The following is a 13,857-nucleotide window of genomic DNA, read 5'->3' on the forward strand; positions in this document are numbered from 1 at the left end:
CTTGCTCGGAATTCGTTGTGGTGCCGGGCGGCGGCCCGGCGGACACGTGTGGTTCAGGCCCCTTCCGTTACCCGCCGGCCGGCGAACGGGGCATAACTTTGGGAGCTTTGGCGGCGACTGCGCCCAGTCCGCGTCCGGCCATCGCACCCATCAGCGCGTTGCCGAACGGACCGCCCGGCAGGCCCGACGATCCAGACATGGTCTGAATGGGAGCGCTCACCGTGGTGGACGGCAGTACCGGTGCGGCACGGACCATGCCGTCGGCGGCCATCGACCAGGCTTGCGGCACCTTCAGCGCGCCCATCGAGGCGGCCTGGCCGAGCTTGGCGGAGATGGCGTTGGTCGCCGAGCTGAAGTGGCCGGCCAGTACGCCGACCGCGCCCTGCAGCTTGTCGTTGACGAAGTCGCCGATCTGGGTCATCAGGGTGCCGGTGCCGGCCGCGCCGGCGGTCTGTCCGGCCAGCGCGCCCGTGCCGCCCATCGCACCCATCCGGGCCATCTGCATGAGCAGCATCGGCAGGATCCGCGCGGCCATCATGGCGGGCATGCTCATCGTGTTGATGGGCGACATCACCTGGCTGAGCTGGGTGGCGAGCAGGGTCTCGTCGAGGCCGGTGGTCGGGATGCCCAGCGAATCCATGATCCCGCCGATCGTCGACAGGTTGTAGCCCGGGTTGACCGGCGGGGTCCCGCCGTCACCGGGGATGGGCGCTCCGGTGGAGGTGTCCGCGGCCGAACCCGGTTGCGTCGCCTGAGCAGAGTTCGGCGGCGCCGACTGGGCCTGCAGCAGGTTGTTGTTGGCTTGGGCCGACATGTTGTAGGTGTCCATCGCGGCGCCGTCCTGCGCCCACATCGCCTCGTACTGGGCTTCGGTCGCCGCGATCGCCGGGGTGTTCTGCCCGAAGAAGTTGGTCGAGATCAACGCCATGAGCATGGCCCGGTTCGCCGCGATCACCGGCGGCGGCACCGAAGCGGACCTGGCCGCTTCGAACAGCGCGGCCGCCTGGCTGGCCAAGGCCGCGTTCTGGGTGGCGTTGGCCGACGCCTGCTGTAGCCAGGCCACGTAGGGCGCAACCGACGCGGATGCCGCGGCCGACCCCATACCCGTCCAGGTCGAGGTCAGATTGGTGACCACCGAATGCGTCGCCGTCGCCGACGTCGACAATTCGGCGGCCAGATTGGCCCAAGCCGTCGACGCCTCCAGCAGCGGCGCCGAACCCGGCCCGGTATATATCAAGCCGGAGTTGATCTCCGGCGGGAACATACTGAAGCTCATTGACGCGCCTCGACTCAGCCGGCCGCAGTGGCGTTAGCGGCCTCGGTGAGGGCGTAGGCGTTGGAGTTCCCGCTCAGGGTGGCCACGATCTGCTGGTGAACAGCCGCAGCCTGGGCGCTGACCTGCTGGAACAGCTGGGCGTGCGTGGCGAATTGGGCAGCAGTCATCGCCGAGACCATGTCGGCGGCAGGCGGTACCACACCGGTGGTGGGAGCGGCCGCGGCAGCCATGCCCGCGGTCATGGAGTCACCGATTCCCGACAGGCTGCCCGCAGCCGCCGTCAGAACCTCCGGCTGAGCGGTTACGAATGACATCTTTCCTCCTGGAACCTGAAGCGATGTGGTGTTACGCGATCGAAGTCTGGGTCAGTAGTTGACGCACGTCACTCTAGCCGACGCCGTCTAATAACGATCTGATAAAGCTGAGGCTGGCGATGCCGGCGAGAGTCCCGGCCAGGTGCCATACCAGGGGGCAATAACACGAGCTGACGCGTTCACCGGGCGGACGACCTCTCCGTAAATCTGCGGCATAAAGCTGTGGCGGCCGTTGCGGGTGTGGTTCCCACGGCAGCCGGAAGCAGAACGTAACACCGGTACCACCACCCCGTACAGCACCGCGACAAACATTCAGTAAAGGTTTGGGAACTGGTCAGACAAGATCTTCTTTGGCTAACGAACTCCCTGGATTCGCCACGGTGACGGGGCTCAACCCAGCAGGCCGGCCGTACGGGTATGCAAAGCTAAGGATGCTCACAAGGCGGCCCGCCGGTGACCTGGAACCTACGGAAATTCCACGGAGTGTGCGATGACCTTCAACGAAGGTATGCAGATTGATACCAGCACCACCTCATCTGGCGGGGGCGGCCGTGGCATCGCCATCGGCGGTGGTGTCGCCGGGCTGGTGATCCTGGTGGTGGCGCTGCTGCTCGGCGCGGATCCCGGCGACGTGCTCAGCCAGCAGCCGGTGGACCGCGGGCAGTACACCGCACCGGGGTTCGACCTCAGCAGGTGCCGCACCGGCGAGGACGCCAACAGGTACGTGCAGTGCCGGGTGGTGGCGACCGCCAACTCGGTCGACGCGGTGTGGTCGGAGCTGCTGCCCGGATACAGCCGCCCGCAGGTGCAGTTGTTCACCGGCCAAACGTCCACGGCCTGCGGAGCGGCCACCAGTGCCGTGGGGCCGTTCTATTGCCCGGGCGACCAGACCGCCTATTTCGACACCGATTTCTTCCAGGTGCTCGTCGACCGGTTCGGCTCCAGCAGCGGGCCGCTGGCCCAGGAGTATGTGGTGGCCCACGAGTTCGGCCACCACGTGCAGAATCTGCGCGGCGTATTGGGCCGGGCGCAGCATGGTGCGCAGGGCGCGACCGGCGCCGGGGTGCGCACCGAGTTGCAGGCCGACTGCTACGCCGGGGTGTGGGCGCACTATGCGGCGGTGACCAAGCAGAAGAGCACCGGGGTTCCGTTCCTCAAGCCGCTGACCGACGACGACATCCGCGATGCGCTGTCGGCGGCGGCGTCGGTGGGTGATGACCGCATCCAGGAGGCCGCCACCGGCCGCGTCAACCCGGAGTCCTGGACACACGGCGCATCGGCCCAGCGGCAGCACTGGTTCACCGTCGGCTACCAGACCGGGGACCCCAACCAGTGCGACACTTTCGCCGCTGCCGACCTCGGTTAGCGGCAGCTCCGGGTCAGCCGAGCAGGCTGCGCAACTCGGCGCGGCCTGACTCCTCGAGCGGCAAGAGTGGGCGCCGCGGCGTACCGGCGGGCACCCCGAGCAGGTCCAGGCCGGCCTTGACAGTGGTCGCCAGCCCGCCCGCCACGATGAACGTCAGCAGCGGCTTCAGGTCGTCGTAGAGTGCCTGCGCGGCGTCGAGATCGCCCGCGATGACCGCGGTATAGAGGTCCAGGCACGGCTTCGGGCGCAGGTTGGGGGCCGCGGTGCACCAGCCGGCCGCTCCGGCGCGTAGTGCGTCGAGCACCAGCGGGTTGCTGCCGTTGAAGAACGGCAGTCGCCCGTCGGAGAGCTCGGCGATGCGCAGCATCCGGGTCAGATCGCCGGTGGACTCCTTGACCATGGTGACGTGCTCGATGTCCTCGGACATCGCCACCAACAGCTCTGGACTCATGTCCACTCCGGAGGTGGCCGGGTTGTTGTAAGCGACGATGTCGATGTCGACGGCGTCGGACACCGCCGCGTAGTGCGTGGTGATCTCCCGCTCGGAGAGCTTCCAGTAGGACACCGGCGCGACCATCACCGCGTCGGCACCGGCCTGCGCGGCGTAGCGGGCGCGACGCACCGTCGTCGCGGTGGTCAGGTCCGAGACCCCGACCAGCACCGGCAACCGCCCGGCCACCGCCGCGACGGCGGCGTCGACGACGGTGTCGAACTCGCGTTCGTTGAGGTAGGCGAGCTCACCGGTGCTGCCCAACGGAGCGATGGCATGCACACCGGCGTCGACGAGGCGTTCGATGACGGCGGTCAACACCGCGGTGTCGATACCGTCGTCGGCGAACGGTGTGATCGGGTAGCCGATGATGCCGTGCAGGGGTGCCACGAACTACTCCTTTGGTTATCGGGTGATCGCGTCGGGGTGGCCGGCCAGTGCCCGTCTGGCGTAGTAGCCGAAATTGGCGACGCTGCGGTTGGGCAGCAGGGTCCAGTCGTGGGCTTCGCGGGCCAGCTTCTCGGGGAGTTCCTTGATGGTGCCGGCGGCCATGGCGGCCAGTTGCAGCGCGGCGGCGCGTTCGATCAGCACCGCCAGCGAGCACGCCTCCTCGACGCTGGCGCCGGCCACGATCTGACCGTGGTGCGCCAGCAGGATCGCCTTCTTGTCGCCCAGGGCCTGCGAGATGATCTCACCTTCCTCATTGCCGACCGGAACCCCGGGCCAGGTCGGCAGGAACGCGCAGTCGTCGTAGAGCGGAGTGGTGTCCATGTGCGAGATGACCAGTGGGGTCTCCAGCATCGACAGGGCGGCCACGTGGAACGGGTGGGTGTGCACGATGCACTGCACGTCGGGGCGTGCCCGGTAGATCCAACTGTGGAATCGGTTGGCGGGGTTGGCCATTCCCTCGCCTTCGAGGACGTTGAGATCCTCGTCGACGATCAGCAGATTGCCTTCGGTGATCTCGTCGAAGCCCAAGCCCAACCGCTGGGTGTAGTAGGTGCCGGGCGCCTCGGCGCGGGCGGTGATCTGCCCGGCCAGCCCCGAGTCGTGTCCGCGGTCGAACAGCGCCCGGCAGGTCAACGCCAGTTTCTGGCGGAGCGACCAGCTGTCCTGCCCGATATTCGCCGCGAAGCGCCGTTCCGCCTGCTCCATCAGATCGGACTTGGAGTCATCGAACGTGCTGGCCATGGCAGCTCCTCGGTAGGCAGCAGATGACACAACTGTAGTCGATAGGACACCTTGTGTCATATCGTTGTGTCATCATGGCCAGCATGACGGCACTGTTGCGCAACGTCCGCAAGCAGCGAGGACTCACCCTCGAGGACCTCGCCGAGCGGACCGGGCTGACCAAGAGCTACCTGTCCAAGATCGAACGCGGCCGCAGCACGCCGTCGATCGCGACAGCCATCAAGGTGGCCCGGGCGCTGGATGTCGATGTGGCACAACTGTTCGCCGAACGCAGTGACGAGGACAACATCGCCGTCGACCGCGCCGCCGACCGCAGCTCCGATCGGCAACACTATCGGGCGATCGCCTCGGGCATGCTGGGAAAAACGATGTCCCCGTTCGTGCTACGTCCCACCGACCACGCCACCCGAACCTCCCACCCGCTGCGCTCGCAGCATGGCGGCCAGGAATTCGTGTTCGTCCACGCCGGCACCGTCGAGCTGGCGTACGGCGATGAGAGCTGGACCCTGGCGCCCGGCGACAGCGCCTACTTCGACGCCTCGGTCAGCCACCGCATCCGCGCCGTGGGCGGCGAACCCGCCGAGGTCGTCGTCGTGACCACCGACGGAGCGGGCGCGCGGTGAACACCGAACTGCTGTTCTCCTACGGCACCTTGCGGCTGCCCGAGGTGCAACGCAGCACCTTCGGACGCGAACTCGACGGCCGGCCCGATGCCATCGTCGGCTACAACCTCGACTACGTGACGATCACCGACCCCGAGGTGGTGGCAGTCAGCGGCAGCGACCGCCACCCGATCCTGCGCCCGTCGGCGGCGCCCGACGCAGCGGTCAACGGCACGGTATTCGCCATCAGCACCGCCGAACTGGCCGCTGCCGACGACTACGAAGTCGACGCCTACCGCCGGATCTCGGTGCCGCTGCGCTCCGGCGCGCGGGCCTGGGTCTACGTGTTCGCCGAGTGAGCCGGCATCACCACGGCCGGGTCGAGCAGGTCACCCCGCTGCCGCCCTGTTGGGAGACCACCACTTCGCCGTCGACGGCGATCTCGCAGTGGAACTCGGGGTTGATGCGCAACCCGCCGCTGGCGGTGACCAGCGCCCACTGGCCCGGGTCGGCCAGCGTGGCGGTGTAGACCAGCGGTTGTCCTCCGCCGATCGGCACGCGGACGGTCTCCAGATACTCCGAGGAGTTGGCGTTGTAGGCCGCCATGCTCGGCGGGTCGGTCTTGATGTAGGAGATGTTGCCGGTCAGGTCGCTGGTGGCGGTGATGGTGTAGGTGACCTCGTGGCCCCCGGTCGTGCCCTTCGCCGGGGCCTCCCCCGCCTTCGGGGCCTCGGCCGCCGCCTTCGGGGCCTCACCCGAGGGTTCGGGCGCGTTCTCGGCCGGGGCCGGCGCCGGCGATTCCGCCGACGAATCCGGCGAGGGCGTCGGCTCCGCCAGTGACGTCGCCGGGCCGGCCAGCACTCCGGCCGCCGCCGCAAGCAGCGTCGCGCCGAGTACGGCTGTCACATTCCGCATGGTCGTCATACCGCGTCACGGTACCGGAGGGTCATCACCGGGCGGGTTGCTGCGCATCACGCGATACCCGCCAGATCCCACTCACGCAGGAGTTTCCCCGGCTTTTGCGGCGTGGGTGTCATCGCGCGACAGTCGACCCAGCACCTCGGCGACGACATCGTCGAACGCCACGTCGAGCTGCTCGCCGGTGGCCAGGTTCTTGACGCCGACGGTGCCGGCTTCCAGGTCGCGGTCACCGGCGACCAGCGCCACCACGGCGCCGGAGCGGTCCGCGGCGCGCATCGCACCCTTGAGGCCGCGATCGCCATAGGCCAGATCCACCCGTACCCCGGCGGCCCGCAGTTGGCCGGCCAGCACGGCCAAGCGCAGTTTGGCCGCCTCGGACAGGCCCACCCCGAAGACGTCGCAGCGGGTGTTCGCCCCCACCGTCTTGCCCTCGGCAGCCAGCGCCAGCAAGGTGCGGTCGACCCCGAGCCCGAAGCCGATCCCGGACAGGTCCTGTCCACCGAGCTGGCTCATCAGGCCGTCGTAGCGCCCACCTCCGCCGATGCCGGACTGCGCGCCGAGCCCGTCGTGTACGAATTCGAAGGTGGTCTTGGTGTAGTAGTCCAGGCCGCGCACCATCCGCGGGTTGATCACATACGGCACCCCCAGGGCATCCAGATGCGCCAACACGATGTCGAAATGCTGTTTGGCGGCATCGGAGAGGTGATCGAGCATCAGCGGTGCGGCGGCGGTCATCTCGCGCACCTGCGGACGTTTGTCATCGAGCACCCGCAGCGGGTTGAGCTGGGCTCGGCGGCGGGTCTCCTCGTCGAGTTCGAGCCCGAACAGGAACTCCTGCAACAGCTCTCGATAGGCTGGTCGGCAGGTGTCATCGCCCAGCGAGGTGATCTCCAGCCGGAAGCCGTCCAGGCCCAGGGAGCGGAACCCGGCGTCGGCCACCGCGATCACCTCGGCGTCCAGCGCCGGATCGTCCACGCCGATCGCCTCCACCCCGACCTGCTGCAGCTGCCGGTACCGGCCGGCCTGCGGACGCTCGTAGCGGAAGAACGGGCCGGAGTAACAGAGCTTGACCGGCAGTTGGCCGCGGTCCAGTCCGTGCTCGATCACCGCGCGCACCACCCCGGCGGTGCCCTCGGGGCGCAGCGTCACCGACCGGTCCCCGCGGTCGGCGAAGGTGTACATCTCCTTGGACACCACATCGGTGGACTCCCCCACCCCGCGGGCGAACAGCGCGGTGTCCTCGAAGATCGGCAGCTCGATGTCGCCGTAGCCGGCGCGACGGGCCGCGGCCAACAACCCGTCGCGCACCGCGACGAAGCCGGCCGAAGCCGGCGGCACATAGTCGGGCACCCCCTTGGGGGCGGCAAAGGTGCTCACGCGCTCAGCCCTTCCAGGAACGGGTTGAACCGGCGTTCGGCGCCGATGGTGGTCGTGGGTCCGTGGCCGGGCAGCACCACGGTCGCATCGTCGAGGCACAGCAGCTTGTCGACGATCGAGTTCATCAGGTCGCGGCCGCTGCCGCCGGGCAGGTCGGTGCGGCCGACCGAGTTCTGGAACAGCGTGTCCCCGCTGAACACCAGCTCGTTCGTGTCGCCGTCGACCCGGAAGACCACCGAACCGCGGGTATGTCCCGGCGTGAAATCGACGGTGACGCTGGTGTCGCCCAGGCCGATCTTGTCCCCGTCGCGGTCCAGCTCGACCAGCTGTTTGGGCTCGGAGAACATCACCTTGCTCAAGACGCCGAACAGCGCCTGGCCCGGCAGCGTGCCAAGAGACCGCAGTGGGTCGGTGAGCATGAAGCGGTCCTCGGGGTGGATGTAGGTCGGGCAGCCATAGGTGTCGGAGACCTTCTGCGCCGACCAGATGTGGTCGATGTGGCCATGGGTGAGCAGCACCGCCGACGGCGTCAGCCGATTCTCGTCGAGGATGTGACGCAGCCGGGACATCGCGCGCTGGCCGGGGTCGACGACGATCGCGTCGGCGCCTTGCCGCTGCGCCACGACGTAGCAGTTGCACGCCAGCATTCCGGCGGAGAATCCGGTGACCAACACGTGCACCAGTTTCCCATTGCGCGCCGTTGCGGCATGGACGTGGGCGGTGCTGGCAGACTTTGGCAGACTGTAGAGCCGACTCACCCGCGAGCCAGGGAGGTATTCCGGCAGTGTCCACGAACGAAGAGCGGCGCGCTGCGGCCAAGCGCAAGCTGGACGAACAGGTGCAGCAGCGGGCCGAGGCGGCCCGCAAGCAGCGCCGGATACTGATGATCGCCGGCGCGGTGGTGGCCGTGGCACTGCTGGCCGGCGTGGTGTTCGTGGTGCTGCGCGACGACGGCGATACCGGCAACATCAACGCCGCCCCGACCTCGGAGACCTCCGACGCTCCGGCGCCATCCCCCGGCGAGCCCGGTCAACTGCCGAAGTTCACCGCCTCGCCCACCCTGGGCGCCGACTGCCAGTACCCCAAGGCCCGTCCGGCCAGCAAGCCGGTCGAGCCGCCGCGCTCCGGCAAGGTCCCCACCGAGCCGGCCGAGGTCAGCGTGTCGATGATGACCGATCAGGGCCCCATCGGGCTGATGCTCGACAACGCCCAATCACCCTGCACGGTCAACAGTTTCATCAGCCTGGGCGCCAAGGACTTCTTCGCCGACACCCAGTGCCACCGGTTGACGACGTCTCCGATGCTGAGTGTGCTGCAGTGCGGCGACCCGGCCGGCGACGGCACCGGCGGCCCGGGCTACGAGTTCGCCAACGAATACCCGACCGACCAATACGCGCCGAACGACCCGGCCGCGCAGCAACCGGTGCGCTACCCGCGCGGCACCCTGGCGATGGCCAACGCCGGGCCGGGCACCAACGGCAGTCAGTTCTTCCTGGTCTACCAGGATTCGATGCTGCCGCCGCAGTACACCGTGTTCGGCAAGATCCAGGACGACGGGCTGGCCACCCTGGACAAGATCGCCGCCGCCGGCGTCGCGCCGGGCGGCCGCGGCCCCGACGACGGCCCGCCCGCGACCAAGGTGACCATCAAGTCCGTGCGCGCCGACTAATCCCCCGCGAGCAGACGCGAAAGCCCCCTTTGACAGGTAGTTTTGGGTGCTTTCGCGTCTGCTCGCGCAGGAAACGGAACTACGCCGCCGAGGTCACCCGGTAGACGTCGTAGACGCCCTCGACGTTGCGCACCACGTTGAGCAGATGCCCGAGATGCTTCGGGTCGCCCATCTCGAAGGTGAACCGGCTGATCGCCACCCGGTCCCGCGACGTGGTGACCGAGGCCGACAAGATGTTGACCTTCTCATCGGCGAGCACCTTGGTCACGTCCGACAGCAGTCGGTGCCGGTCGAGCGCCTCGACCTGGATGGCCACCAGGAACACCGACGACGGCGACGGCGCCCACTTGACCTCGATGATCCGCTCGGCCTGCTGCCGCAGCGCATCGGCGTTGGTGCAGTCGGTGCGATGCACCGATACCCCGCCGCCGCGGGTGACGAAGCCCATGATCTCGTCGCCGGGCACCGGGGTGCAGCACTTGGCCAGCTTGGTCAGCACCCCGGTGGCACCGGGAACCGCGACACCGACGTCGTCGGTGTGCCGCTCGCGGCGCGGGATCGTCAGCGGGGTGGAGCGCTCAGCAAGGTCCTCCTCGGCCTGATCCACCCCACCGAGTTGGGCAACCAGCCGCTGCACCACGTGATGCGCCGAGATGTGGTTCTCCCCGACCGCGGTGTAGAGCGCGGACACGTCGCTGTAGTGGAGTTCGCGGGCCACCGCGACCATCGACTCACCGCTGATCAGCCGCTGCAGCGGCAACCCCATCCGGCGCACCTCGCGCGCGATCGCGTCCTTACCGGATTCCAGCGCCTCCTCGCGGCGCTCCTTGGCGAACCACTGCCGGATCTTGGCTTTGGCCCGCGGCGACACCACGAACTGCTGCCAGTCCCGGGACGGACCGGCGTTCTGGGCCTTGGAGGTGAAAACCTCGACCACTTCCCCGTTTTCCAGCTTGCGCTCCAGCGCCACCAGCCGGCCGTTGACCCGGGCCCCGATGCAGCGATGACCGACCTCGGTGTGCACGGCGTAAGCGAAGTCCACCGGGGTCGAGCCATTGGGCAGCGTGATCACGTCACCCTTGGGCGTGAAGACGAAGATCTCCTTGACGGCCAGGTCATAGCGCAACGACTCGAGGAACTCGCCGGGGTCGGCGGCTTCCCGCTGCCAGTCCAGCAACTGGCGCATCCAGGCCATGTCGTCGATCTCGGCGGCGGCGTTCGGATGCGGAACACCGTTGCGGCCCTTGGCCTCCTTGTAGCGCCAGTGCGCGGCGATGCCGTATTCGGCGGTGCGGTGCATCTCCCGGGTGCGGATCTGGATCTCCAGCGGCTTGCCCTCCGGACCGATCACCGTGGTGTGCAGCGACTGGTAGACGCCGTAGCGGGGCTGGGCGATGTAGTCCTTGAACCGGCCGGCCATCGGCTGCCACAGCGAGTGCACCACACCGACCGCGGCGTAGCAGTCCCGGATCTCGTCGCACAGGATCCGCAGGCCCACCAGGTCGTAGATGTCGTCGAAGTCGCGGCCCCGCACGATCATCTTCTGATAGATCGACCAGTAGTGCTTGGGGCGGCCTTCGACGTTCGCGGCGATCTTCGACTTCGCCAGCGTGTTGATGATCTCGGTGCGCACCTTGGCCAGATAGGTGTCGCGTGACGGTGCCCGGTCGGCCACCAGCCGCACGATCTCCTCATACCTCTTCGGGTGCAGGATCGCGAAAGACAGATCCTCGAGCTCCCATTTGACCGTGGCCATACCCAACCGGTGTGCCAGTGGCGCAATCACTTCCAGCGTCTCGCGGGCCTTGCGGGCCTGCTTCTCCGGCGGCAGGAAGCGGATGGTCCGCATGTTGTGCAGCCGATCGGCGACCTTGATCACCAGCACCCGCGGGTCGCGCGCCATCGCGATGACCATCTTGCGGATGGTCTCGGCTTCGGCGGCGCTGCCCAGCACCACCTTGTCGAGCTTGGTCACCCCGTCGACCAGGTGGGCGACTTCGTCGCCGAACTCCCCGGCGAGCGCCTCCACGGTGTAGCCGGTGTCTTCGACGGTGTCGTGCAACAGCGCGGCCACCAGCGTGGTGGTGTCCATCCCCAGCTCCGCCAGGATGGTGGCCACCGCCAGCGGGTGGGTGATGTAGGGGTCCCCGGAGTGCCGCAACTGGGTGGCGTGGCGTTGTTCGGCGACCTCGTAGGCGCGTTGCAGCAGCGCCAGGTTCGCCTTCGGGTAGAACTGCCGGTGCACTGCGACCAGTGGTTCCAGCACCGGGCTGAGCGCGCCGCGCTGGGCGGTGATCCGGCGGGCGATCCGGGCCCGTACCCGCCGGGAGGCACTGGTGGGCACTTTGAGCAGATCGGTGCGCTCAGTGGGCGAGTCCTGGTCCGGCGGCTGGAAGACCGCCACCGGCTGGCCGCCCTCCTGCTCCCGCCGCTCGACCTCGAAGCCCTCCTCAGAGCCCACGTCGCTCACCTCCGACCACGAGAATATCGGCTAAAGCGCAAGCAGGCTGTGCAGCGGCAACGGCGCCATTGCGGCGCGCCCGCCCATCTCGGCCAACTCCAGCACCACCGCGGCCGCAACGACCTCGGCTCCGGCGCGACGCAACAACCGTTGCGCGGCCGCCAGCGTACCGCCGGTGGCGAGCACGTCGTCGACGATCACCACCCGGCGGCCGGCCAGCTCGACCCCGTCGGCCGGGATCTCCAGCACGGCCTGGCCGTACTCGAGTTGGTAGGCCTCCGACAGCACCGGCGGCGGCAGCTTGCCGCCCTTGCGCACGGCCAGCGCACCCACGTCGAGTCGGTCGGCGATGGCCCCGGCCAGTAGAAACCCCCGGGCGTCGATGCCGGCCACCAGTTCCACCCCGGCGGCGACCTGAGCCAACGCCGCGGTGACCGCCGCCAGTCCGGCGGCATCGGCGAATACCGGGGTCAGGTCCTTGAACGCGATTCCGGGGCTGGGAAAGTCGGCCACCTCGCGGGTCAACGACGCGATGATCCCGGCGACATCGTCGGCCGGCCGCCCAGCGGCTTTCACTGCTGCAGCGCCCAGCGGTCCATGTTCCAGCCCGCACCCCACCGGGTGGGGTTGGCCGCGACGCCGTAGGTCTTCTTCGATGACAGCAAGGTGCGCTGCTGGCGGTAGAGCGGCAGCGTCGGCATGTCCGCCCACAGCACCGGGGCGCTCTCGGCCAGCAGCCGGACCAGGTCCGCCGGATCGGCGGTCACCGCCAGCGCAGAGATGATGCCGTCGATCTGATCATTGTGGTAACCGGACAGATTGTTGCCGTTGCCGCTGAACAGCTCGTAAGCGTCCATCACCGACGATCCGGTCGAGCCGCTACCGGTGGACCCGCCGGTGCTGGCCAGCAGCACGTCGATCTGCCCCTCCCGCAGTGACTGCGGCCCGATGCCCTCGGATGCCACCTCAGTGACGGTGACGCCGGCCGGCGCGCAGGAGGCACTGATGGCCCCGACCACCGCAGCCAATCGGGTGTTGGGGCCGCGGTAGCCGATCCGCACCGTCAGCGGTTTGCCGCCCAGCGTGTCCCGGGCGGCGTTCGGGTCGGCCTGTGCGAACTGCTGGGCTTCGGGCACGTTCTCGGCCTGGTCGAACGCGTCGTCCATCGCCGTGTTCAGCCGCGAATTCACCATCGGCACCCCGGCGTCGCGGGCGATGACATCCCGCGGGGTGCACAGCGCCACCGCCCGGCGCGCCGGGATCTCCGACAGCGGGCCGGACGGAGCGAAGATCAGCTGCTGGATGCCGCCCGACGGACTGTCGCTGCTCTGGTAGTCGTCGGGGGTGATCACCGACCCGGCCGACCCGGTCGCCACGTCGACGACCTCCACCACGCGTTTGTTAACGCGGTCGGCGATGTCGGCGCCCTGCGGCCACACCGTGACCCGTCTGGTCACCGGCTTGGCGCCCCACCACAGGTCGTTGGCGACCAGCACGACGGCGCCGCCTTCGAGCACCGAGTCGATCTTGTAGGGCCCCGACGACGGGAAGTGCCCCAGATCGGCATTGGCGTCGAGTTGCCACGTGGTGTTCCAGGCATGGGCGATCTTGGCCACGACCTCCTCGGCCGGCGGTTCGTTGCCCAGAATCACCTCGGTGATGTTCAGCCCGAGCAGCTCGTTGAGGATGTGCGACGGCATCATCGACGTCGCGGTGAACAGTTCCTCGTAATCGACGATGTTGCGGTCGGGGAAGAACGACACCCGCGCCTTCTTGGCCCCGGGCCGGCATTCGATGTGCTCGATATCGAGGTAGCCGGCTCGATTGGCCGCGTCGAAGCCGGCGAACCGCCCGGATTGCGCCGCCCAGGCCAGCACCAGGTCATCGCAGGTGATCGGCTTACCGTCGGAGTAGACCGCCGCCTCGGCGATCTGGTAGTCCAGCACCAGCGGTGCGCGACCCACCACCGAGATGCTGCCGAAGTCGTGGTCGGCGACGATCTGCCCGTCCGGGCCGTGGTAGCCGAAGCCGGTCAGGGTCCGGGAGAACGCTTGCGGCCCAGCCGAAGCAGCTCCCGCCACCGAGGCGGTGTTGTAGGTGATCAGGCCGCCGTCGACGGCGTAGTCGATCTGATCGACGGTGGCGCTGGTGCATGCCGACACCGACCAGGCGCCCAGCGCGGTGGCAGCC

Annotated in this window: 14 protein-coding genes; 4 read left to right on the forward strand and 10 right to left on the reverse strand. The window is 68.5% G+C overall.

Annotated elements, in window-relative coordinates:
- Positions 1 to 67: 67 nt before the first annotated feature.
- On the reverse strand, positions 68 to 1,276 hold the full coding sequence (locus DQP56_RS17865) for a PPE family protein (protein WP_205868908.1): 1,209 nt from the start codon (positions 1,274 to 1,276) through the stop codon (positions 68 to 70).
- A 14-nt stretch (positions 1,277 to 1,290) separates the two neighbouring features.
- Complete coding sequence (locus DQP56_RS17870; protein ID WP_112687662.1) at positions 1,291 to 1,590, reverse strand: PE family protein; 300 nt, start codon at positions 1,588 to 1,590, stop codon at positions 1,291 to 1,293.
- A 490-nt stretch (positions 1,591 to 2,080) separates the two neighbouring features.
- Between DQP56_RS17870 and ypfJ the strand changes: the two genes are divergently transcribed.
- Entirely contained in the window at positions 2,081 to 2,956 is an 876-nt protein-coding gene (gene ypfJ, locus DQP56_RS17875; RefSeq protein ID WP_112687664.1) for a KPN_02809 family neutral zinc metallopeptidase, read from the forward strand.
- A 13-nt stretch (positions 2,957 to 2,969) separates the two neighbouring features.
- On the opposite strand, the gene DQP56_RS17880 is transcribed toward ypfJ, so the two are convergent.
- Positions 2,970 to 3,836, reverse strand: a complete 867-nt coding sequence (locus DQP56_RS17880) for a dihydrodipicolinate synthase family protein (protein WP_112687666.1) — start codon at positions 3,834 to 3,836, stop codon at positions 2,970 to 2,972.
- 15 nt (positions 3,837 to 3,851) lie between these two features.
- Positions 3,852 to 4,637 carry an aldolase gene (locus tag DQP56_RS17885; protein ID WP_112687668.1) on the reverse strand — a complete coding sequence of 262 codons (786 nt, stop codon included), beginning with the start codon at positions 4,635 to 4,637 and terminating at the stop codon, positions 3,852 to 3,854.
- An 83-nt stretch (positions 4,638 to 4,720) separates the two neighbouring features.
- Here DQP56_RS17885 and relB point away from each other — a divergent pair, with 83 nt between their 5' ends.
- Both relB and DQP56_RS17895 read left to right on the forward strand, forming a co-directional pair.
- Entirely contained in the window at positions 4,721 to 5,260 is a 540-nt protein-coding gene (relB, locus tag DQP56_RS17890) for a type II toxin-antitoxin system RelB family anti-toxin (protein ID WP_112687682.1), read from the forward strand.
- Positions 5,257 to 5,598, forward strand: coding sequence for a gamma-glutamylcyclotransferase family protein (locus tag DQP56_RS17895; protein ID WP_112687670.1), 342 nt, complete (start codon positions 5,257 to 5,259; stop codon positions 5,596 to 5,598). Before relB ends, DQP56_RS17895 begins: the two co-directional genes overlap by 4 nt.
- Before the next feature lie 7 nt (positions 5,599 to 5,605).
- Here DQP56_RS17895 and DQP56_RS17900 read toward each other — a convergent pair whose 3' ends face one another.
- The 3 genes from DQP56_RS17900 to DQP56_RS17910 all read right to left on the reverse strand — a co-directional run bounded on the left by DQP56_RS17900 (position 5,606) and on the right by DQP56_RS17910 (position 8,211).
- Entirely contained in the window at positions 5,606 to 6,163 is a 558-nt protein-coding gene (locus DQP56_RS17900) for an Rv2576c family protein (protein ID WP_234825715.1), read from the reverse strand.
- 72 nt (positions 6,164 to 6,235) lie between these two features.
- Complete coding sequence (hisS, locus tag DQP56_RS17905) at positions 6,236 to 7,537, reverse strand: histidine--tRNA ligase (protein WP_112687672.1); 1,302 nt, start codon at positions 7,535 to 7,537, stop codon at positions 6,236 to 6,238.
- The gene (locus tag DQP56_RS17910) at positions 7,534 to 8,211 is read right to left on the reverse strand and encodes an MBL fold metallo-hydrolase (RefSeq protein ID WP_205868909.1); all 678 of its coding nucleotides are present in this window, start codon (positions 8,209 to 8,211) and stop codon (positions 7,534 to 7,536) included. Before DQP56_RS17910 ends, hisS begins: the two co-directional genes overlap by 4 nt.
- Positions 8,212 to 8,321: 110 nt before the next feature.
- On the opposite strand from DQP56_RS17910, the gene DQP56_RS17915 reads away from it, so the two are divergent.
- A complete protein-coding gene (locus DQP56_RS17915; RefSeq protein WP_112687674.1) occupies positions 8,322 to 9,206 on the forward strand; it encodes a peptidylprolyl isomerase in 885 nt (294 codons plus the stop codon).
- A 79-nt stretch (positions 9,207 to 9,285) separates the two neighbouring features.
- Here the strand turns inward: DQP56_RS17915 and DQP56_RS17920 are convergent, their stop codons facing one another.
- The 3 genes from DQP56_RS17920 to DQP56_RS17930 all read right to left on the reverse strand — a co-directional run.
- Positions 9,286 to 11,610, reverse strand: coding sequence for a RelA/SpoT family protein (locus DQP56_RS17920; protein WP_112687688.1), 2,325 nt, complete (start codon positions 11,608 to 11,610; stop codon positions 9,286 to 9,288).
- An 87-nt stretch (positions 11,611 to 11,697) separates the two neighbouring features.
- Positions 11,698 to 12,243 carry an adenine phosphoribosyltransferase gene (locus tag DQP56_RS17925; protein WP_112687676.1) on the reverse strand — a complete coding sequence of 182 codons (546 nt, stop codon included), beginning with the start codon at positions 12,241 to 12,243 and terminating at the stop codon, positions 11,698 to 11,700.
- Positions 12,240 to 13,857: ABC transporter substrate-binding protein (locus DQP56_RS17930; protein ID WP_234825716.1), on the reverse strand; the 1,618-nt coding region annotated here is incomplete at its 5' end. The genes DQP56_RS17930 and DQP56_RS17925, both read right to left, overlap by 4 nt.

It is taken from the genome of Mycolicibacter senuensis, assembly GCF_003284925.1.
GTDB classification, from domain to species: domain Bacteria; phylum Actinomycetota; class Actinomycetes; order Mycobacteriales; family Mycobacteriaceae; genus Mycobacterium; species Mycobacterium algericum_A.

What these genes read in the sequence shown, in the direction of transcription:
- DQP56_RS17870 (WP_112687662.1), bottom strand. Translation starts at nt 1,590, where the DNA reads ATGTCATTCGTAACCGCTCAGCCGGAGGTTCTGACGGCGGCTGCGGGC.
- DQP56_RS17885 (WP_112687668.1), bottom strand. Translation starts at nt 4,637, where the DNA reads ATGGCCAGCACGTTCGATGACTCCAAGTCCGATCTGATGGAGCAGGCG.
- ypfJ (WP_112687664.1), top strand. Translation starts at nt 2,081, where the DNA reads ATGACCTTCAACGAAGGTATGCAGATTGATACCAGCACCACCTCATCT.
- DQP56_RS17900 (WP_234825715.1), bottom strand. Translation starts at nt 6,163, where the DNA reads ATGACGACCATGCGGAATGTGACAGCCGTACTCGGCGCGACGCTGCTT.
- DQP56_RS17865 (WP_205868908.1), bottom strand. Translation starts at nt 1,276, where the DNA reads ATGAGCTTCAGTATGTTCCCGCCGGAGATCAACTCCGGCTTGATATAT.
- relB (WP_112687682.1), top strand. Translation starts at nt 4,721, where the DNA reads ATGACGGCACTGTTGCGCAACGTCCGCAAGCAGCGAGGACTCACCCTC.